General features: G+C 62.4%; 21 protein-coding genes, 1 tRNA gene and 1 pseudogene. 16 read left to right on the forward strand and 7 right to left on the reverse strand.

Annotated elements, in window-relative coordinates; genetic code table 11:
• Positions 1-9 precede the first annotated feature (9 nt).
• Entirely contained in the window at positions 10-201 is a 192-nt protein-coding gene (locus BM279_RS05955) for a hypothetical protein (protein WP_093501879.1), read from the forward strand.
• Positions 202-214: 13 nt separating this feature from the next.
• On the opposite strand, the gene BM279_RS05960 is transcribed toward BM279_RS05955, so the two are convergent.
• Positions 215-460, reverse strand: a complete 246-nt coding sequence (locus BM279_RS05960; RefSeq protein ID WP_013792056.1) for a DUF2789 domain-containing protein — start codon at positions 458-460, stop codon at positions 215-217.
• Positions 461-611: 151 nt separating this feature from the next.
• Here BM279_RS05960 and BM279_RS05965 point away from each other — a divergent pair, with 151 nt between their 5' ends.
• The 9 genes from BM279_RS05965 (at position 612) to BM279_RS06005 (ending at position 7,120) form a co-directional block, all read left to right on the forward strand.
• The gene (locus BM279_RS05965; RefSeq protein WP_425272674.1) at positions 612-1,856 is read left to right on the forward strand and encodes a serine hydrolase domain-containing protein; all 1,245 of its coding nucleotides are present in this window, start codon (positions 612-614) and stop codon (positions 1,854-1,856) included.
• 88 nt (positions 1,857-1,944) lie between these two features.
• The gene (locus BM279_RS05970; RefSeq protein ID WP_093501884.1) at positions 1,945-2,457 is read left to right on the forward strand and encodes a hypothetical protein; all 513 of its coding nucleotides are present in this window, start codon (positions 1,945-1,947) and stop codon (positions 2,455-2,457) included.
• Between the two features lie 191 nt (positions 2,458-2,648).
• Positions 2,649-3,350, forward strand: coding sequence for a YebC/PmpR family DNA-binding transcriptional regulator (locus tag BM279_RS05975; protein ID WP_093501886.1), 702 nt, complete (start codon positions 2,649-2,651; stop codon positions 3,348-3,350).
• 122 nt (positions 3,351-3,472) lie between these two features.
• A complete protein-coding gene (locus BM279_RS05980) occupies positions 3,473-4,060 on the forward strand; it encodes a hypothetical protein (RefSeq protein WP_093501888.1) in 588 nt (195 codons plus the stop codon).
• Positions 4,061-4,062: 2 nt separating this feature from the next.
• Complete coding sequence (locus BM279_RS05985; protein WP_093501890.1) at positions 4,063-4,467, forward strand: NUDIX hydrolase; 405 nt, start codon at positions 4,063-4,065, stop codon at positions 4,465-4,467.
• A gap of 304 nt (positions 4,468-4,771) precedes the next feature.
• Positions 4,772-5,026, forward strand: a complete 255-nt coding sequence (locus BM279_RS05990; protein ID WP_093501892.1) for a hypothetical protein — start codon at positions 4,772-4,774, stop codon at positions 5,024-5,026.
• Between the two features lie 118 nt (positions 5,027-5,144).
• On the forward strand, positions 5,145-5,477 hold the full coding sequence (locus BM279_RS05995; protein ID WP_093501894.1) for a DUF2025 family protein: 333 nt from the start codon (positions 5,145-5,147) through the stop codon (positions 5,475-5,477).
• A 59-nt stretch (positions 5,478-5,536) separates the two neighbouring features.
• Positions 5,537-5,935: a GNAT family N-acetyltransferase gene (locus BM279_RS06000; RefSeq protein WP_093501896.1), complete on the forward strand. Its 399-nt coding sequence runs from the start codon at positions 5,537-5,539 to the stop codon at positions 5,933-5,935.
• A gap of 153 nt (positions 5,936-6,088) precedes the next feature.
• Positions 6,089-7,120 carry a GGDEF domain-containing protein gene (locus tag BM279_RS06005; RefSeq protein WP_093501898.1) on the forward strand — a complete coding sequence of 344 codons (1,032 nt, stop codon included), beginning with the start codon at positions 6,089-6,091 and terminating at the stop codon, positions 7,118-7,120.
• A 329-nt stretch (positions 7,121-7,449) separates the two neighbouring features.
• On the opposite strand, the pseudogene BM279_RS06010 reads toward BM279_RS06005, so the two are convergent.
• The 4 genes and pseudogenes from BM279_RS06010 to BM279_RS06025 form a co-directional block, all read right to left on the reverse strand.
• Positions 7,450-9,098, reverse strand: a pseudogene (locus BM279_RS06010) (cation acetate symporter).
• Positions 9,095-9,406: a DUF485 domain-containing protein gene (locus BM279_RS06015; RefSeq protein ID WP_070886806.1), complete on the reverse strand. Its 312-nt coding sequence runs from the start codon at positions 9,404-9,406 to the stop codon at positions 9,095-9,097. The pseudogene BM279_RS06010 and the gene BM279_RS06015 overlap by 4 nt, the downstream one beginning before the upstream one ends.
• Positions 9,407-9,523: 117 nt before the next feature.
• Positions 9,524-9,868: a hypothetical protein gene (locus tag BM279_RS06020; RefSeq protein WP_093501900.1), complete on the reverse strand. Its 345-nt coding sequence runs from the start codon at positions 9,866-9,868 to the stop codon at positions 9,524-9,526.
• A 68-nt stretch (positions 9,869-9,936) separates the two neighbouring features.
• On the reverse strand, positions 9,937-10,509 hold the full coding sequence (locus BM279_RS06025; RefSeq protein ID WP_093501902.1) for a flavin reductase family protein: 573 nt from the start codon (positions 10,507-10,509) through the stop codon (positions 9,937-9,939).
• A 196-nt stretch (positions 10,510-10,705) separates the two neighbouring features.
• On the opposite strand from BM279_RS06025, the gene BM279_RS06030 reads away from it, so the two are divergent.
• From BM279_RS06030 to BM279_RS06045, 4 genes are all read left to right on the forward strand, one after another.
• The gene (locus tag BM279_RS06030; protein ID WP_093501904.1) at positions 10,706-12,406 is read left to right on the forward strand and encodes an amidase; all 1,701 of its coding nucleotides are present in this window, start codon (positions 10,706-10,708) and stop codon (positions 12,404-12,406) included.
• Positions 12,407-12,538: 132 nt separating this feature from the next.
• Positions 12,539-13,252, forward strand: a complete 714-nt coding sequence (locus BM279_RS06035; RefSeq protein WP_093501906.1) for an AzlC family ABC transporter permease — start codon at positions 12,539-12,541, stop codon at positions 13,250-13,252.
• Complete coding sequence (locus BM279_RS06040; RefSeq protein ID WP_093501908.1) at positions 13,249-13,560, forward strand: AzlD family protein; 312 nt, start codon at positions 13,249-13,251, stop codon at positions 13,558-13,560. The genes BM279_RS06035 and BM279_RS06040 overlap by 4 nt, the downstream gene beginning before the upstream one ends.
• A gap of 116 nt (positions 13,561-13,676) precedes the next feature.
• Positions 13,677-14,357 (forward strand): DsbA family protein, encoded by a 681-nt coding sequence (locus tag BM279_RS06045; protein ID WP_093501910.1) that lies wholly within the window; start codon positions 13,677-13,679, stop codon positions 14,355-14,357.
• Positions 14,358-14,741: 384 nt separating this feature from the next.
• Here BM279_RS06045 and BM279_RS06050 read toward each other — a convergent pair.
• A tRNA-Thr gene (locus tag BM279_RS06050) sits at positions 14,742-14,817 on the reverse strand.
• Between the two features lie 67 nt (positions 14,818-14,884).
• Positions 14,885-15,724, reverse strand: a complete 840-nt coding sequence (locus tag BM279_RS06055; protein WP_093501912.1) for a CvfB family protein — start codon at positions 15,722-15,724, stop codon at positions 14,885-14,887.
• A gap of 156 nt (positions 15,725-15,880) precedes the next feature.
• Here BM279_RS06055 and BM279_RS06060 point away from each other — a divergent pair, with 156 nt between their 5' ends.
• Complete coding sequence (locus tag BM279_RS06060; RefSeq protein ID WP_013792078.1) at positions 15,881-16,072, forward strand: hypothetical protein; 192 nt, start codon at positions 15,881-15,883, stop codon at positions 16,070-16,072.
• Positions 16,073-16,307: 235 nt separating this feature from the next.
• Positions 16,308-18,518 carry an LTA synthase family protein gene (locus BM279_RS06065; protein ID WP_093501914.1) on the forward strand — a complete coding sequence of 737 codons (2,211 nt, stop codon included), beginning with the start codon at positions 16,308-16,310 and terminating at the stop codon, positions 18,516-18,518.
• The last annotated feature ends 7 nt before the right edge of the window (positions 18,519-18,525 follow it).

Consider the following 18,525-nt stretch of genomic DNA (forward strand, 5'->3'; position numbering starts at 1 on the left):
AGAACCATCATGAGCCGTGCCGACTTCCACCAGCAACGTGCCGAGCAAGCCATCGCCGATGCCCAGCGCCTGCTGGAGCAGCGCGCCAGCCGCGGCGCCGGCTGGCTGACCTGGGTGGCCAGCGAGCTTTACCAGCTCTCGCCGCCGGAATATGCGGCGATGGTCAGGCGCGAGTTGCAGCGCCTGAGCTCAACCGAATAAAAGGCCTAAGGCCTTACGCCAGTTTGTTCTCGTGCAGACGCACATTGAGTTCATCGACCACCGGCGCCCATTCGGCGTCCTCCAGCAATTCGTCCTTGAGAAAAGCGGCCTGGGCCTGATTCCAGAAAGGCGCCTCGGAGACTTTCACGTCATCGGGCAGCGGATAGTGCTTGGCGATAAAGGCGTCGATGCTGGCGGGGTCGGACGGCAGGCCCAGTTGCTCGAACAGGGTACCGAGGTCTTTGTTGGGCAGTTCCATGAAGCTCTCCTTCAGCGTGCTAGATGCTGTGTAGAGCCGCGCCCGCAAACGACAGTTCAACCTCTCGGCTGTGCTGCAAGTGCGCTATCGGCCGCAGTTATCGGCTATGGTTGAGCCATCGACCACGCACCGGGGACGCCTCGTGACCACTTTGCAGCGTTGCAGCACTGCCCTTCTCCCAGCCGCCATCGCCCTGTTGCTAGGCGCCTGTGCCAGCCCATCGACGCCTGCCGACAAGCCGGAGCGCATCGGCCGCGCCCAGGATCTCTACGAGCTGCCGCCGGCGTATCAGGCCGGAACCTACCGGAACATGGACGAGCTGTTTTACACCCGTACAGTGCACCGCGGCGCCCAAGTGCTGCCGCTGCCAAGGCGTAGCGAGGTGCCGGTGCAATACACTGCAGATGGGCAGCGCCTGGGTGTAGAAGCGTTCATGCAGCGTAATCAAGTCAGCGGCCTGCTGATTTTGAAGGACGGCAAGGTGGCCCTGGAGCGCTACGCCATGGGCAACGACGCCAGCACCCGCTGGACGTCCTTCAGTGTGGTCAAGTCGATTTCCTCGACTCTGGTCGGCGCTGCGGTGCAGCAGGGCAAGATTGCCAGCGTGAACGACCCGATCACCCGCTATCTGCCACAGCTCAAGGGCGGCGCCTACGACGGCGTCAGCGTCGAGCAGGTGCTGCAGATGAGCTCCGGCGTAGCCTGGGACGAAACCTATCGCGACCCGCAATCGGACCGGCGCCGCATGTTCGAGCTGCAACTGGCCAACGACCCCGGCGCGCTGCTCAAGCAGATGTCCGCACTGAAGAAGGCGCAGGCACCCGGCACCACCTTCAACTACAGCACGGGTGAATCGCACCTGCAGAGCGAACTGGTTCATGCGGCGACCGGCATGACGGCCAGCGATTATCTGTCAGAGCGCATCTGGGCGCGCCTGGGCATGGAACGCGATGCGTTCTGGCAGCTCGACAGCCGTGCCGGCCAGGAAATCGGCAGCAGCGGTCTGTCGGCAACGCTGCGTGATTATGGCCGCTTCGGCCAGTTCATCCTCGATGACGGGGTCATCAATGGCGAACGCATCCTGCCGGCCGGCTGGCTACAACACGCCACTCGTGCACCCACCGGCTCGCACCTGGAGCCTGGCAAACTGTACGACGGCGACTACGCCCTGGGCTATGGCTACCAGTGGTGGCTGTTCCCGACAGGAGCCGCAGCGCTGCCCAATCATGACGGCGGTGTCTTCGAGGCCCAGGGTATCTTTGGCCAGTTCCTGTATATCAATCCCAAAGAGAAGGTCGTGGCGGTAATCTGGAGCACCTGGCCGAAGCCGGAAATGGACGAGCGGGAAATGGAAACCTATGCCTTCATTGGCGCGGCGGTCGAAGCGCTGCGCTGAGCTAACAAAACATGCCTGGAAAACAACGACGCGGCGAACCTGAAGACGGCGCGCGGGTCGATACATCAGATTTGCCTGGGGATTTTTTATGATTGACCGCCGACATGGCGTTGGCTGCCTGCTACTGAGCATGCTGCTCGCGGGCTGCGCCACTTCATCAACCACCTGCGATGAACCGATGACGGGCGACAGCTGCCGCGATCGTCAGCTGCTCTATCAGAACGACATGCTGCAGGCAAAGATGCTGGTGATGTCCGGCGATATGGAAAGCCACGAGCTGGCCAATGCCCTGCTGCGCCGCGCGGCGAGCGAGGACGAGCGCGGCGAAGTGGAGTTCTACCAGGCGATTCTGATGATCCGCGAAGGCCCGCAGACCGACGAAGTGCTGGCCAAGCTGGAAGCCGCTGCCGAGAAGCAGCAGCCCTACGCCGTGGCGCTACTGTATCGCATCTGGTCGCAGCCCTACCTGGTCGATGAAGCCGACCCGATCCGCGCCGAAGAATACCGCGCCGACTACGCCGAACTGGACGTTGCCAAGAGCGGCTACCCCTCCTTCGAGAAGGCGCTTGAACTGGTCGACAAGCTGACCCAGTCGCCCTGATCCCCCTTCGCAACGCCCAATTGCCCGGTTCCTCCGGGCAATTCGCAGCGATGCCTGCCGCTTAAATGCGATTTGCCGGGTGCCAGGCCGACGCCAAGCGATTAAAATCTGCCACCGCAATTCGTCGCACAGCCTGTCCGGTCACCTGAAGGCTGCGCCACGCCATTATCCGCATAGTCGAGAGAACAGACATGGGCGCCCAGTGGAAAGCCAAACCTAAAGAAGCCGCCGCCAACGCCAGGGGCAAGATCTTCGGCCGCCTGGTCAAGGAAATCATGGTCGCCGCACGCAATGGCGCCGACCCGGATATGAACCCCAAGCTGCGCCTAGCCATCCACCAGGCCAAGAAAGCCTCGATGCCCAAGGACACCCTGGACCGCGCGATCAAGAAAGGCGCTGGTCTGAGCGGCGAGACGGTGAACTTCGAGCGCACCACCTATGAAGGTTTCGCCCCCCATCAGGTGCCGCTGATCGTCGAGTGCCTGACCGACAACGTCAACCGCACCGTGGCCGAGATCCGTGTGCTGTTCCGCAAGGGTCAGATGGGTAGCAGCGGCTCGGTAACCTGGGATTTCGACCATGTCGGGCTGATCGAGGCCTCCAGCGACAGCGACGCCGACCCTGAGCTGGCCGCTATCGAAGCCGGTGCGCAGGATTTCGACGAGGCCGACGAAGGCAACACCCTGTTCATCACCGAGCCGACCGACCTAGATCTGGTCAGCCGCGCCTTGCCGGACCAAGGTTTCACCGTCAACTCGGCCAAGCTCGGCTACCGCCCGAAGAACCCGGTCACCAGCCTGACACCCGAGCAGCTCGAAGAAGTCGAAGCCTTCCTGGAGGCCATCGACAACCACGACGACGTGCAGAACGTTTATGTAGGTCTGGCCGGCTAATTGAGCCGAAGCGGCAAATTGCGGCAATCCATCACGGTTTTGCCGCAATAACCCGGTATACTGTCCGGCTTCCTTCGCGCCCATCAGGGGCGCAGTGGAATACGCCTTACAGGAGCTTCATCGTGCACAAATCCCTCATTCTTGCCGCCTGCTTTATGCTCGGAGCTTGCAGCGGCGTACCTCACTCGGCGCAGGCCCCCGCCTCGGCCGATCAGGACAGCATCGTACGCAGCAACCTGGAGGCGATCCACAACGCCCAGGTCGTGCCGCTGCCGCTGGATCCGCAGAGCAGCGTGCCCCACGGCATCGCCGGCGATGCCAGCATGCAGTTCGGCAGCTCACTGTCCAACTATCGCGTCTATTCGCTGAAGCTCAAGCAGGGCGAGCGCTATCGCCTGAACGTCAACTCGTTCTGCGACCACACCTGCATGGGCATCAACAAGTTCGCCCTGAAGCCCCGCGCCGTGTTGATGGACGCCTACGGCACGGTCATCCCCAACAAGCCTGCCCGTCCTTCCACGGTAATCGGCATGACCAGCATGGGCTGGGATGGTGAAGCGCCGGAAGATGGCACCTACTACCTGCTGGTCGCCGCCGACAAGGAAGATGTTGGCCGCACCATCGTCATCGACGACGTGTGGATCAACAACTCGCCGCTGATGGCGGTGAAGGTCGGCCTGCTGGAAACCCCGCACAGCCACCTGCGCTGAGCATGCCACCACGCACCCTGAACATCGCAGCCGCCTGCCTGCTCGACGACGCAGGCCGGCTGCTACTGGTGCGCAAACGCGGCACACGCATGTTCATGCTGCCAGGCGGCAAACGTGAAGCCGGTGAAAGCGCCCTGCGGACCCTGGCCCGCGAGCTCGACGAAGAGCTGAATCTGACGCTACCTGAAACGGCCTTCACGCCGCTGGGCCGTTTCAATGAAGCGGCCGCCAACGAAGCCGATACCCGCGTTGAAGCCGATATCTTTCGCGCCGCCCTCTCCCATCCTGTCGCACCGGCAGCCGAGCTCGAAGAGCTGCGCTGGCTGCATCCTGACGATCCGCATGGCGACGACCTGGCACCGCTGCTGCGCCTGCATGTACTGCCGCTGATCTGGCCCAAGGGTTGATCGCAACTTAGCCTCTTAGAACCTGTTTACGATCTTTATGTGCCTGAAGCGGTAGGTACAAGGCAGAAGCGGCCGCTAGCCGATCCACTGTGGGAGCGCGCCATGCGCGCGAAAAATCGCGGGCATGGCCCGCTCGACGATGGCTGCTACCAGCACTTTATTGCCAAACTCACCTAGTCTGGGCTGAAAGATCATGAACAGGCCCTCAGGTGCCGATAGCCACTATCGAGGTGAATGATTTCTGCGCCAGCGAGCCAGCCAATAGCCTACGCGCTATCAAAGATCTCGCTCACAGGTGCCCACCATGCAACGTTCACTGCTCATTCTGCTCACCCTTCTTACCCTCTCGCTTGCCGGCTGCGCCACCCCGCAGTCGGCTGCCGAACGCCCCTACACCGACGCCGAGATCAAGCAGTTCGCCCTGGAAATGCTCAGCCGCAGCGGCCTGCCGTACGAGGATTACGAGAAGATCCGCAGCGCCCTGCAGGCGCCCAACTACCGCGTGTCGAACTCCATCCGCGATATCGGCCCGCAGCCGCGCTCGCTGCCGGAAGGCTGATCGGCCTGCATGCTGCGGCAATGACACAGCATGCAGGCCGGCGATTCATTGATCCACGACAAGGCACCCGCGCATCCAGCCCTTAGCCTGAGCCGATCCACTTACGCGAGGGCTCACAATGGCTATCACTTCTGCCGGCATCTGCGCCGCGGCCGACCAGTTGCAAGGGTTCGTGGGTTTCAACCTCAAGACCGGCCAGCACATCATGCGCTTCAGCGAAGATTCCTTCGGTCTGGATGTGGCCGAAGATAGCATCACTCCAACCAGCGAATTCGTCTGGCAAGCCGCGGACGGCGCCGACCTGATGACGCTCAAGCGCGACCGCCTGCGCCTGTTGGCCGAGCTGCGCATCGACGAGCGCCTGGCTATCAGCGAACCACTGCGCGTCTACCTGCGCCGCGATGATCTACCAGAAATCAGCGCCGTGCGCCTTCTCAAACGCAGTGCCTGATACTGGTCGCCCGGGCAGCGGAAACGTAGACTGGCGCACTCTCATGAACTGCCAGATCGATGCCAACGTTTCGCCGCCTGCCCGACCACCTGCGCCCCCTGGCCGACAAGTTCTACCGTAGCCAGCATTCGGCTATGCGCACCCGGGCGGCCCACCAGGTGTGGGTGGCTGAAGACAAGCAGATCATCGCCGCCCTGTGCCTGCAGCCCATGGCCCACGGGCAATGGCTGACCAGTCTGCTGGTCGATGCCGACCAACGCCATCGAGGCGTGGCCAGCGCACTGATCACCTGCGCCCTGCAAAAGGTCGACACACCGGTGTGGCTGTTCTGTCACCCGGATCTCGAATCGTTCTATAGCCGCCTGGGATTCGAACCCTGCCCGTCACTGCCCGAAACGCTGGCCGAACGCCTGCAGCGTTACAGATTGAAAAAAATATTGAACGCAATGGCACTCTGATATCTCATAGCCAGAGTGACACTGGCATTTCCGCCACTAAGCTTCTCGATAGCCGCAACTGCCCGCCATGGATGCTGTCCATGGATCCAAGCGCTATAGACAGGTGCGAGATCGGCTGCCAGACGAGCACGCGATCTATGAGAACAATAGGCCATGGGCAGACGTTTCAACCGTGTTCTTGCGCGACTGCGCAAGGATTTTCAGCTGTGCATCATTACCCTGATGGGCTTCTTCGGTGTGCTCGGCATTACGCCCTACGCGGTCTACCGCCTTTCCCAGGGCAACTACCCGGTCGGCATCGCCGACACCGTTATCGTCCTGTCGACCATCGCGGCGATGTCTTATGCCTGGCGAACCGGCGATACCCGCAAAGCCGGATTATGGCTGGTAGCGGTCGATTCCCTTTGCGCAACGCTGATTGCAGTCAAGCTGGGCGTCAACGGCCTTTTCTGGATCTATCCGCTGATCCTGCTGAACTTCTTCATGGTAGTGCCCTTGATCGCGCTACTGGCAACGGGCGCGGTGCTATCGGTGCTGGTAACGTACGCGACCCTGGTGCCGGGCTCGGTATTCGATAGTCACTACCAAATGCTATCGTTCCTCGTCACCGCGATGGTCGCCGGCATCATGAGCTTCATTTTCGCCCAGCGTGCCGCCTATCAGCGCAGGCAGCTACAATCCTGGGCAACTCGCGACGCGCTGACAGGCGCCCGCAACCGCCGGATAATGGATCAGGAATTGAAGATCGCCGTGGCCAATAAACGCCGGCACGGCATCAGCAGCGCTGTGCTGGTCATCGATATGGACCACTTCAAGCAGGTCAACGACCGCTTCGGTCATCCGATGGGTGACCAGGTGCTGATCAAATTCGTCGAGCTGACCAACCGCTGCTTCCGCCATGAAGACCGGCTGTTCCGCTTTGGTGGCGAAGAATTCCTGCTGCTACTCAGCAACACCAACGAAAAGGGCTTGCGTGCGGCTGCCCTGCAGTTGCAGGCACAGATCGCCCAGCATTTGAAAACGCCCGATGGCCCGGTGACCGTGTCCATGGGTGGTGCCGTGCTGTACGCCGACGAAAGCTGGCGGGACTGGCTGGAACGCGCCGACCAGCAGCTCTACGAAGCCAAGCGCGCCGGTCGCAACCGCATCCATATCGATATCTACCCGACTGTGGAAATGGCCTGACGGTAGCTAGGCCGGCTACGGCACTATCGGCGAGCGGTACTCGCACCTTCTGTCACTGCGCGGTGATTCTCTCAGGTTCAGCAGTCGCTTTCGCGGCATATGAGCCAGACCTTCCCGTCGCCGGCACCACTAATCGCCTCTGCTGCGCCTCAAAATGGCTGACCTTACAGCCGAGCCTCACCTGCCGCCAGGGCTCAGCGGCTGCCTCCAGCAAGAGCCAACTTGCCGATCAGATCCACCAGCACAATCCCGCGGTGCGCAAGCCGATCCGCCACGCAAACAAAAAAGGGGCGGCCCGAAGGCCGCCCCTTTTGTTTACCAGCAGTGGATCAGTGAGCCGAAGCGCCACTGGCTCCCAGGCCGGTGTGCGAACGCACGAACTGTGGCAGGAACAGCGCGCGCTCTTCGTCGGCAGCCTTGGACTTGTCGGTAATCGAGAAGAACCAGATACCGATGAAGGCGACGGCGATCGAGAACAGCGCCGGGTATTCGTACGGGAAGATGGCCTTCGCGTGGCCGAGTACCGAGACCCAGATGGTTGGGCCAAGCACCATCAACACCACGGCGGTGATAAGGCCCAGCCAGCCGCCGATCATCGCGCCGCGGGTGGTCAGGTTTTTCCAATACATGGAAAGGAACAGCACCGGGAAGTTACAGCTCGCCGCGATGGAGAAGGCCAGGCCCACCATGAACGCGATGTTCTGCTTCTCGAAGAGAATGCCCAGGCCGATGGCCAGGACACCCAGGCACACGGTGGTGATCTTGGAAACGCGCAGCTCGTCCTTCTCGTTGACGTTGCCCTTCTTGAACACGCTGGCATACAGGTCGTGGGAAACCGCCGAAGCGCCCGCCAGGGTCAGACCGGCAACCACCGCGAGGATGGTGGCGAAGGCTACCGCCGAGATGAAGCCCAGGAAGATGCTGCCGCCCACGGCGTTGGCCAGGTGCACCGCCGCCATGTTGTTGCCGCCCAGCAGCGCGCCGGTGGCGTCCTTGAAGGCCGGGTTGGTGCTGACCAGCAGGATCGCGCCGAAGCCGATGATGAAGGTCAGGATGTAGAAGTAGCCGATGAAACCGGTGGCGTAGAACACCGACTTGCGGGCTTCCTTGGCGTCGCTCACGGTGAAGAAGCGCATCAGGATGTGCGGCAGGCCAGCAGTACCGAACATCAGCGCCAGGCCGAGAGAGATCGCCGAGATCGGGTCCTTGACCAGGCCACCGGGGCTCATGATCGCTTCACCGTTGGCGTGTACCTTGATGGCTTCGGAGAACAGGGTCGCGAAGTTGAAGCCGACGTGCTTCATCACCATCAGCGCCATGAACGACGCGCCGGAGAGCAGCAGCACCGCCTTGATGATCTGTACCCAGGTAGTGGCCAGCATGCCGCCGAACAGCACGTACATCACCATCAGGATGCCGACCAGCACGACCGCAACGTGGTAGTCGAGGCCAAACAGCAGCTGAATCAGCTTGCCGGCACCAACCATTTGCGCGATCAGGTAGAAGGCCACTACAACCAGCGAGCCGCTGGCCGACAGGGTGCCTTCTGCTTGAGGCGATAGGACGCCACATCAGCGAAGGTATATTTGCCCAGATTGCGCAAGCGCTCGGCGATCAGAAACAGGATCACCGGCCAGCCGACCAGAAAGCCGATCGAGTAGATCAGGCCATCGTAGCCGGAGGTGAACACCAGGGCGGAAATACCCAGGAAGGACGCCGCCGACATGTAGTCGCCAGCGATGGCCAGACCGTTCTGGAAGCCGGTGATACCGCCCCCCGCGGTATAGAAGTCCGACGTCGACTTGCTGCGTTTCGAAGCCCAGTAGGTGATGCACAGGGTGCCACCGACGAAAGCCAGGAACATCACGATGGCAGGCGTGTTGACCGCCTGGCGCTGCACATCACCGGTCAGCGCGTCGGCCCACAGGGCCGGTGCCATGGCCATCAGGGCCAGGGCGCTAAGGATACGGCCGATCATTTGCCCACCTCGTCCAGGATCGCCTGGTTCAGGTTGTCGAACTCGCTGTTGGCGCGGCGCACGTAGATACCAGTCAGCACGAACGCAGACAGGATTACCCCGACACCAATTGGAATGCCCCAGGTGATCGGCGAGTCCGCACTGATGCGGGTTCCGAGCAGGCCAGGCACGAAGGCGATGAGCAGAATGAAGCCGACGTAGATGCCGAGCATGATGGCGGAGAGTATCCAGGCGAATCGCTCGCGCTTGGCTACTAGTTCCTGGAAGCGCGGATTTTGCTCGATCCGCCGGTAGATGCTGTCGTTCATTTTATTGTTATCCTCCACAGCAGGATGCTGGTACGGATAACTGTATGTCAGCATTCAACTTCTGACAGACGACCTTAGTCGAAACCCCTCGCTTTTTAGACCAAAGTCTAATGCGGCTTAACGCCGCTGTTCGTACTGATGGCTGCCCTGCCCCGGATACCTCTGCACTTCATAGCCATTGGGATACTCGGTGCTCTGGCGGATGCCGCCGCGGGTCTCGAAGGTGGAGCTGCTTTGCCCGCTTTCATAACGGCGGGTGTTGATGCCTTGTGGCAGGCGCTGACCGCCATAAAGGTTGTATTGCTCCTGGCGCTCGTAGGTATCGACGCTACCGCTCGCCCCGGGGCTGACGTACGACTTGGGAATCACGCGGATGGTTTGCGGCGCGCGCTCATCAGCCAGCGCGGCAGAAGCGCCGGCCATGACGGCTAGCGCCAGAGTAAGACCGATCAGTGCCTTCATTGTGAACTCCGATCCGGGCGCCAGAGCGCCTGCAATGCATGTCTGCCTGAGACAGCACGCGCACCGAATCATTTGCGGGTCAGCGCCTCGCCGATACCATAAAAGTGACCGCCGGCCACATGATGAAGGCTGCGCCAGGCAGGATCAGCATCTTCGAAGTGCCAGCGTCCGTCGCGAAACACACGATCATCGGCCCAAGCCGCGGTGACCTCGCCGATAAACAGGTCATACGCCTGCTGATTATGGGGCTCGGGAATCAGCCGGCAGGCCAGCCACGCCGAACAGCCAGCCACGAACGGTAAATCTGCGTCACCCAGGGCAAACAGCTCGACACCGCTGGCGGCCAGCTTGCCGGGCTCATCACTAAGGCTGCGCGAGCCGACCTGATAGGTCAGCTCCAGCTGCGCGGCGGTCGGTATCTGGATGACGAACTGACCGCTACCCTCGACCAGCCCGCGAGTGGCGGTGCTCTTGTCGAGCACCACGGTGAGCTTGGGCGGGTCGAAATCCAGCGCGCAGGCCCAGGCGGCGGCCATCACCCCGTCGACGCCGTCATGACGGGCAGACACCAGCACGGTCGGCCCATGGTTGAGCAGGCGGTAGGCCTTGTCCAGGTCCACGGGCTTGATCGAAATATACATCGCGGCACCTCGCTGAAAACCAGGTGACACTTTATAGCATCCTTGCACTGTGCAGAAAATTGAACGCCAGGGGCTGCACCTTCTGCACGGCGGGCACTAGAATCGGCCTCCGATCGGCTGCAAGTAAGCCGCTATCCAACCGGGCATCTGGCACACAAATAACATCGCCGGCCCGCGAGCCATAAGGGGTGACAGCATGTTCGAGGTAACCGAAGTCTCCATCGCCGAGCTGCGCGCAGCGCTCGAGGCCGGCCGCACCACCGCGGTCGAGCTGGTAAAGGCTTATCTGGCGCGGATCGATGCCTATGACGGCGCCGCTACGCCCACCAAGCTCAACGCCGTGGTGGTTCGCAACCCCGATGCCCTGCAGGAAGCCGAAGCCTCCGATGCCCGCCGCGCTTGCGGCGAGCTGCTGAGCCCGCTGGATGGCATTCCCTACACAGCTAAGGACAGCTACCTGGTCAAGGGCCTGACCGCTGCATCGGGCAGCCCGGCCTTCAAGGATCTGGTCGCCCAGCGCGACGCCTTCACCATCGAGCGCCTGCGTGCCGCGGGCGCCATCTGCCTGGGCAAGACCAACATGCCGCCAATGGCCAATGGCGGTATGCAGCGCGGCGTGTATGGCCGTGCGGAAAGCCCTTACAACGTCAAGTACCTCACCGCGCCGTTCGCCTCCGGTTCGTCCAACGGTGCCGGTACCGCAACGGCGGCAAGCTTCTCCGCGTTCGGCCTGGCCGAGGAAACCTGGTCGAGCGGTCGTGGGCCGGCCTCGAACAACGGCCTGTGCGCCTACACGCCGTCGCGCGGGGTGATTTCGGTGCGTGGCAACTGGCCGCTGACGCCGACCATGGACGTGGTAGTGCCCTATGCCCGCAGCATGAGCGACCTGCTCGAAGTGCTCGACGTAGTGGTCGCCGATGACGCAGATACCCGCGGCGACCTGTGGCGCCTGCAGCCCTGGGTACCAATCCCGAAAGCCTCGGACATTCGCCCGGCGTCCTATCTCGATCTGGCAGCCAAGCCCGAAGCCTTGAAAGGCAAGCGCCTGGGTGTGCCACGCATGTACATCAACAAGGACGAGCTGGCCGGCACCAGCGAGAAGCCCGGCATCGGCGGCCCGACCGGCCAGCGTATCCACACCCGCGCCTCGGTGATCGACCTCTGGGAACAGGCCCGCGCGGCGTTGGAAAGCGCCGGCGCCACGGTGGTCGAAGTGGATTTCCCGCTGGTGTCCAACTGCGAGGGCGACCGCCCCGGCGCGCCGACCGTTTACAACCGCGGCCTGGTGTCCCGCGAGTTTCTGCATGATGAGCTCTGGGAGCTGTCCGGCTGGGCGTTCGATGATTTCCTGCGCGCCAATGGTGACCCCAAGCTAAACCGCCTGGCCGATGTCGATGGACCGCAGATCTTCCCCCATGATCCCGGCACCCTGCCCAATCGTGAAGATGACCTGGCCGCCGGCATGGACGAGTACGTGCGCATGGCCCAGCGCGGCCTCAAGGCCTGGGACGAGATCGCTAGCGTGCCGGACGGCCTGCGCGGCCTGGAAAAAACCCGCCAGCTCGACCTCGAACAGTGGATGGACGAACTGGGGCTGGACGCCGTGCTGTTCCCCACCGTCGCCGACGTGGGCCCGGCCGATGCCGACGTGAATCTCGAGTCGGCGGACATCGCCTGGAGCAATGGTATTTGGGTCGCCAATGGCAACCTCGCCATCCGCCATCTCGGTGTGCCGACCGTGACCGTGCCCATGGGCGTGATGGCCGATATCGGCATCCCGGTCGGCCTGACCTTCGCCGGCCGCGCCTACGACGACAACGCGCTGCTGCAGCTGGGCTCGGCTTTCGAGGCGACCGGCAGCAAGCGGCAGATCCCACCACGCACGCCGCCGCTCTAAAACGCACGAATGCGAAGACGGGCTTGGTAAACTGCCGATCCCGTCCCGCCGGCAATCAACCGTCGTCAGCACGCAAAATATGGACCGGTAACACCGTCGTACGGCGGTGTTACCGCAACAACCAGGATCGTTATGCCCGTTCACGACGAAAAACAGCTGCACGTCCTCACTGCCGCCCTCACCTGGAGCGGCTTTCGCCAGTTCCTGCCGATCTCGGCGTTCGTGGTGCTATTCGGGCTGGCATTCGGACTGGCCGCCACGCAAACCGGGCTCGGCACCGAAACCAGCCTGGTGATGAGCGCACTGGTGTTCGCCGGTGCCTCACAATTCGCCGCGCTGGACCTGTGGGGCACCCAGGTACCGCTGGTGCCCCTGGCACTGACGGTATTCGCCATCAATGCCCGCCACCTGCTGATGGGCGCCACGCTGTATCCCTGGCTCAGCAGCCTGCCGCCGGCCAAGCGTTATGGCGTGATGCTGGTGGCCTCGGACGCCAACTGGGCGATGTCGATGCAGGCCTTCGGCGCCGGCAAACCCGGGCTCGGGCTACTGCTCGGGGGTGGCCTGGCGTTGTGGCTGGCCTGGCTGCTGGGTACTTGGCTGGGCATCTATTTCGGCAGCGCCATCGACGACCCGGTGAGCTTTGGTCTCGACATGGTGATGGGCTGCTTCCTGCTAGCCATGGTCGTCGGCGGCCAGAAGAACCTGCGCATCCTGATCATCTGGGCCGTCGCGGCCCTCGCCTCGCTGCTGGCCTACTGGTATCTGCCCAGCAACAGCCACGTAGTGGTCGGCGCCATTGCCGGCGGGCTGCTGGGCGCCCTGTGGATGGAGAAAAAGGCATGATGATGGAAACCGCCGGCTCCGGCGCGCTGATCGTCGTGATCGTCATGGCGGTGGTCACCCTGGCCACCCGTTGGGGCGGCGTGTTCGTCATGTCCTTCGTGCCGATCAACACCCGAACCCAGCAATTCATCAGCGCCATGTCCGGCTCGGTGCTGGTAGCTCTGCTTGCGCCCCTGGCCCTGGAAGGCGATGCCGGCGCCCGCCTCGCCCTGCTCGCCACCGCCATCGTCATGCTGCTGGTCAAGAAGCCGCTGGCGGCCATTGCCACCGGGATTCTGGTTGCAGCCCTGGTTCGCCACCTGATGTGATGGCGCCACGCTCCGATCTGTTCGGATTGTGCAACATAGCTGCAACCTGTGGAGCCTATATCACGCCCCTCCTAAGCCGTAGAGTGCCGCGACGACTCTTCTCGGGACAGCTGACCATGGCATCGTTCAATTTCCAGTACATCTTCGATCCGCTGTGCGGCTGGTGCTATGCCAGTTCCCAGGCGCTGGCTACCCTGGCCGAGCGCTGGCCAGACCAGCTGGATATGCTGCCCAGCGGCCTGTTCTCCGGTGCTGGAGCCCGCACCATGTCGGCTGGTTGGGCAGCTCATGCCTGGAGCAATGATCAGCGCATCGAAGCGGCAACCGGAGAGGTGTTCAGCACGACCTACCGTGACAAGATACTGGCCGATACCACCACGGCGTTCGACTCGACTGCCATCAACCGCGCCCTGACGGCAGCTCGGCAGATCCACCCGACAATGGAGCCGCGGTTGCTCAGGCATTTGCAGCTGGCCAGATACGTGCGTGGTGAAAACACCGCCAGAGCCGAGGTCGTCGCGTGCCTGACGACTCAGATCCTTGCAGAAGCTGGCCACCTGCGCGACAGCGAGGAACTGGCCCGGCAGCTGACATCGGACCATCAGCTTGCCCAGCAAACCGATGTGCGTGTCCAGAGCGCCCAGGTACTGATGAGCCGCTTTGGCATCCAGGGCGTGCCGCAACTGCTGGTACGGGTGGATAAGCGTACTCACTTACTGTCGACCAAGGCGCTGTACCAGGGGCCGAGTTTTTTGCTGGATGAATTGCGCGCTTTGCTCGGCAGCGACGTGGTCTGAGCGCCTCAAAGGCGCGGGCCAGTCAGGCACAGCTCGCCTTACAGCCGGTAGTCGAACACCAGCCCGAGTCTGCGCTACGGGCCGACATGGATGATCTCGTCATTGCGATTGTTGGTGATCTACTGCTTTTCGAACAGGCTCTTCAGGTAACCCGATAGCACCAGCTGCTCGGTCAGTGCGTATTCGCAATTGAGGTTCACCAGCATCTAGCAATCAGACACATGGGTGCCCGTTGGCAGCGACCTCGTACCGGCTGGGCGTGCGCTCCTGATATCACCGACCACCATCAGAGCCTTGGCGAAGCAGCAACCTGATCCGAATCGGCTTAGACGACCTCCAAGAACGAAAAAGGCCCGCATCAAAGTGCGGGCCTTTTTCATTTTCTGGTGCCGGAGATAGGAATCGAACCTACGACCTTCGCGTTACGAGTGCGCTGCTCTACCGACTGAGCTACACCGGCGTGGGCTCGCATTATTGGCATGCACTGCGCGGCGCTCAAGTGCTTTTTGCTGGGGCGCCGGTGACGGCTATTTCACCAGTTCGATGCGCTCGTCATGGATGTGGATCAGGCCCTGCTTGTAGAGGCCGCCGATGGCCTTCTTGAAGTTGCCCTTGCTGACCCGGAACATGGCGCTGATGCGCTCCGGCGCGCTCTTGTCGCTCAGCTCCAGCACACCGCCGTTGTCGCGCAGGCGCTGCAGGATCTGTTCGCCAAGGGTGTCGGCGACTTGCTGGCCGACCGGCTGCAGGCTGAGGCTGATCTTGCCGTCGCTGCGCATTTCCTTGATGTAGCCGGGCTGGCGGATACCGCTGCGCATGAAGCCGATCACTTCGTTCTTGTGGATCAGGCCCCAGTGCTTGCCGTTGATGATCGCCTTGAAGCCCATGTCGGTGGACTCGACCACCAGCAGGTCGACCTCTTCACCGGCCTGGTAGGTGGCCGGCACTTTGTCCAGGTAGCGGTCCAGGCGCGCGGTGGCAGTAATGCGGCGGCTGCGCTTGTCGACGAATACGTGCACCACGCAGTAATCGCCGATCTGCAGCGGGCGCTTTTCTTCCGAATGCGGCAGCAGCAGGTCCTTGGGCAGGCCCCAGTCGAGAAACAGGCCGACGCGGTTGATGTCGACGACCTTGAGGCTGGCGAACTCGCCAACCTGCACCTTGGGCTTGTCGGTGGTGGCGATCAGCTTGTCTTCGCTGTCCAGGTAGACGAACACGTTGAGCCAGTCGTCCACCTCGCTCGGCGAATCCTTGGGGATGTAGCGCTTGGGCAACAGAATCTCGCCGTCCGCCCCGCCGTCCAGATACAGACCGAAGTCGGTGTGCTTGACGACCTGCAAGGAATTCATACGTCCGATAACAGCCATGGTACCTACCCTCATTTTCAGGCCGGCAGTGTACCCGAGTCGTCGCCGCGAAGCCCGACCGGCAACCAGCGGTTCGTCCACTGGTCATCGAATGAACAGCGAAGCACTCAGCGGTGATACAATGGGCGGCCATCTTGATGAATCGAGTAGGCACCTATGACCGTCATGCGCGTCAAAGCATCCCACAGCAAGCCCAAGCCCGCCCCTGCCGTAGAAACCAGCGAGTCGATCGACGCTCAGGTAGCGGCGTTCCTCAAGTCCGGCGGCAAGATCCAGGAGATCGCCAAGGGCGTCAGCGGCCAGACCAATGGCCCGGCCAGCCGACACATCACCATTTCCAAGAAGTAATTTTCGTCTGTATCGACCTGCAGCGCCTTCACCCAGGCGCCAGGTCGGCAGTCCCGCCTCTCGCCCGCCCGGGCAATGATTTGAACGACTTAATTCCCATCTTCGGCGCTTGTCGCTGGCGATGAGCACACGCATGTTTCAAAATGATGACCGTCTTTTCCAGCATTGAGGTCATCGCTCGTCTGAGCCGATACGCAGTGCTGTCGTCTGTGGATCATCGTTTTAAGGAAGATACGTGCGTTTTCTCAGCCCCTGGCTGCAGCGACCGGCCAGCACCGTGCTGGTACTGGTTGTCCTGTTCATCGCGTTGCCACTGCTCGGTCGCTACTCGCTGGGCTGGTCACACCCGTTCGGTTACCTCTCCGACCTGGCCATTGGCAGCCTGCTGCTGTGGCTGGCGCTGCGTCGTCGGCTGCTCCTGGGCATTCCGCTAGCAGTGGCCTGGGTAGTCTTCAACTTGGGCACCATCGAGCTGGTCAGCGCCGTTGGCCGCATGCCCGAGCTGGCGGACCTGCATTACCTGGCCGACGCCCAATTTCTCAGCCACTCGACCCAGGGCGGTGGCCTTACCCATCCCTGGCTGGCTGGCGCTTTGATCCTTGCGGTTCTTGCGTTCTTTGTCTTACTCGCCGCGCGCCCGCCGCTGTGCAAACCGTCAGTTGTCTGGCTGCTGGCACCCGTGGCGTTGTTCGCCGCCCATGCCGTTTACCAATATCGCAGCCCCAGCGAAGCGGACCAGTGGGTGCAATTCAATCTGCCACATAAATGGCTGGCCGAAGGCGTCAGCCTGGCCCAGCTGGGCGTCGAGGACTGGATGACCCGCGGCCAACCCCACAGCCCGCCGGATGCCAGCGGCCTGACCCGCCTGGACATGGACGGCACGCCGCTGCTCAGCGAGCCAGGCCGCGCGCGCAACGTGCTGATCATCACCCTGGAAGGCATTCCCGGTGCCTATATCGGCGCCAGCCGTCGGGCCATCGGCAGCCCGTATCAGGAAGATCTGATGCCACGCCTGAGCGCCTGGGCCGAGCGCGGCATGCTGACCAGCGACTACGTGCTACACGCCCATCAGACCATTCGCGGTCTGTACGCAATGCTTTGCGGCGACTATGACAAGCTCAATTCGGGCACACCCAAGGGCATCGAGCTATTGAGCAATGCCGTGCGGGCCGCCCAGTGCCTGCCGGCCCAGCTGCGTGACAATGGTTTCAGCACGCATTTTCTGCAGGGTGCCGGGCTGCGCTTCATGGCCAAGGACCAGATCATGCCGCGCATGGGTTTCGACAAGACCCTGGGCCGCGACTGGTTCCGCAACACGCCGTACCTGGACTTCGCCTGGGGCATGGACGACAAGGCCTACTTCGAAGGCGCGCTGACTTACGTCGACGGCCTGCGTAAGCAGAAAGCGCCGTGGATGCTGACCCTGCTGACCGTCGGCACCCACCAGCCCTACTCCGCACCGGCTGACTATCTGGAACGCCATGCCAGCGCCAAACAGGCGGCTATCGCCTATCTGGACGATGCAGTGGGTGACTTCCTCGATGGCCTGCAAAAACGCGGCGTGCTCGACGACACCCTGGTGGTGGTCACCTCGGACGAATCCCACGGCATCGAAAACGTGCGCCTAGCCTCGGCCTGGGGCTTCAATCTGATGCTGGCGCCCGAGCAGGCGCAGCTGCCGTCACTCAAGCGCGGTGTGTACGGGCATATCGACCTGACCGCCTCGGTGCTCGACTACCTGGCCCTGCCGTTGCCGGCCAACATCGCCGGGCGCTCGATGCTGCGCGACTACAACCAGGGCCGCCAGATCATCTCCTACACCAACGGCCTGCTGCGTGAGCACGACGGCCAGGGCACGCTGACCGAATGCAACTTCCAGCAGGTTTGCCGGCGCTACGCCAGTCCGGGCTTTATCGCTGCCGATGCCGCATATCTGGGCCGCGTGAGCGGCAAGCCGGCGCGCCAGGTGAGCCTGCGTGCCGAGCTGCTGGATCGCTCACTGACCGATGGCCAGGACAATCAGGTGCTGCAGTTCGCCAGCAACGCGCGCATTCGTCTGAGCCCGACGCCTGGCGACGACTGGGCCGACAACCTGATTGGAGCCCAGTATCTGGAGCTACCCAAGGGCACCCAAACCCGCGTGACCCTGAAGATCAATGCGCTGAACATGAGCGCGGCAGGCGCCACGCTGCGCCTGAAGACCAAGGAGTTCGACCGCGACGTGCTGATCAACGTCCCGGAGATACCCGTCCTGAAAAAGGGCAAGCCGGTAGAAGTGAGCTTCGCCTTCGACAACCTGGACACCCGCAAGGCGTTCTCCTTCCACCTAGTGGGCGAAGGCAAGGGCTCCATCGAAATCACCGACTTCAGCGTCGAAACGCGCCCCATAGAGAGCGAGATGCTAGCCGCCAAGGTCGACGAGGAAAGCGAAGAACTGACTCAGTGACGGGGCG

The sequence above is a fragment of the Phytopseudomonas straminea genome (assembly GCF_900112645.1).
Classification (GTDB): domain Bacteria; phylum Pseudomonadota; class Gammaproteobacteria; order Pseudomonadales; family Pseudomonadaceae; genus Aquipseudomonas; species Aquipseudomonas straminea.

Bases quoted from the DNA above. Each gene is read 5' to 3' on its own strand.
- BM279_RS05955 (WP_093501879.1), top strand. From the start codon at position 10: ATGAGCCGTGCCGACTTCCACCAGCAACGTGCCGAGCAAGCCATCGCC.
- BM279_RS05960 (WP_013792056.1), bottom strand. From the start codon at position 460: ATGGAACTGCCCAACAAAGACCTCGGTACCCTGTTCGAGCAACTGGGC.
- BM279_RS05970 (WP_093501884.1), top strand. From the start codon at position 1,945: ATGATTGACCGCCGACATGGCGTTGGCTGCCTGCTACTGAGCATGCTG.
- BM279_RS05975 (WP_093501886.1), top strand. From the start codon at position 2,649: ATGGGCGCCCAGTGGAAAGCCAAACCTAAAGAAGCCGCCGCCAACGCC.
- BM279_RS05985 (WP_093501890.1), top strand. From the start codon at position 4,063: ATGCCACCACGCACCCTGAACATCGCAGCCGCCTGCCTGCTCGACGAC.
- BM279_RS05990 (WP_093501892.1), top strand. From the start codon at position 4,772: ATGCAACGTTCACTGCTCATTCTGCTCACCCTTCTTACCCTCTCGCTT.
- BM279_RS05995 (WP_093501894.1), top strand. From the start codon at position 5,145: ATGGCTATCACTTCTGCCGGCATCTGCGCCGCGGCCGACCAGTTGCAA.
- BM279_RS06000 (WP_093501896.1), top strand. From the start codon at position 5,537: ATGCCAACGTTTCGCCGCCTGCCCGACCACCTGCGCCCCCTGGCCGAC.
- BM279_RS06005 (WP_093501898.1), top strand. From the start codon at position 6,089: ATGGGCAGACGTTTCAACCGTGTTCTTGCGCGACTGCGCAAGGATTTT.
- BM279_RS06015 (WP_070886806.1), bottom strand. From the start codon at position 9,406: ATGAACGACAGCATCTACCGGCGGATCGAGCAAAATCCGCGCTTCCAG.
- BM279_RS06020 (WP_093501900.1), bottom strand. From the start codon at position 9,868: ATGAAGGCACTGATCGGTCTTACTCTGGCGCTAGCCGTCATGGCCGGC.
- BM279_RS06025 (WP_093501902.1), bottom strand. From the start codon at position 10,509: ATGTATATTTCGATCAAGCCCGTGGACCTGGACAAGGCCTACCGCCTG.
- BM279_RS06030 (WP_093501904.1), top strand. From the start codon at position 10,706: ATGTTCGAGGTAACCGAAGTCTCCATCGCCGAGCTGCGCGCAGCGCTC.
- BM279_RS06035 (WP_093501906.1), top strand. From the start codon at position 12,539: ATGCCCGTTCACGACGAAAAACAGCTGCACGTCCTCACTGCCGCCCTC.
- BM279_RS06040 (WP_093501908.1), top strand. From the start codon at position 13,249: ATGATGATGGAAACCGCCGGCTCCGGCGCGCTGATCGTCGTGATCGTC.
- BM279_RS06045 (WP_093501910.1), top strand. From the start codon at position 13,677: ATGGCATCGTTCAATTTCCAGTACATCTTCGATCCGCTGTGCGGCTGG.
- BM279_RS06055 (WP_093501912.1), bottom strand. From the start codon at position 15,724: ATGGCTGTTATCGGACGTATGAATTCCTTGCAGGTCGTCAAGCACACC.
- BM279_RS06060 (WP_013792078.1), top strand. From the start codon at position 15,881: ATGACCGTCATGCGCGTCAAAGCATCCCACAGCAAGCCCAAGCCCGCC.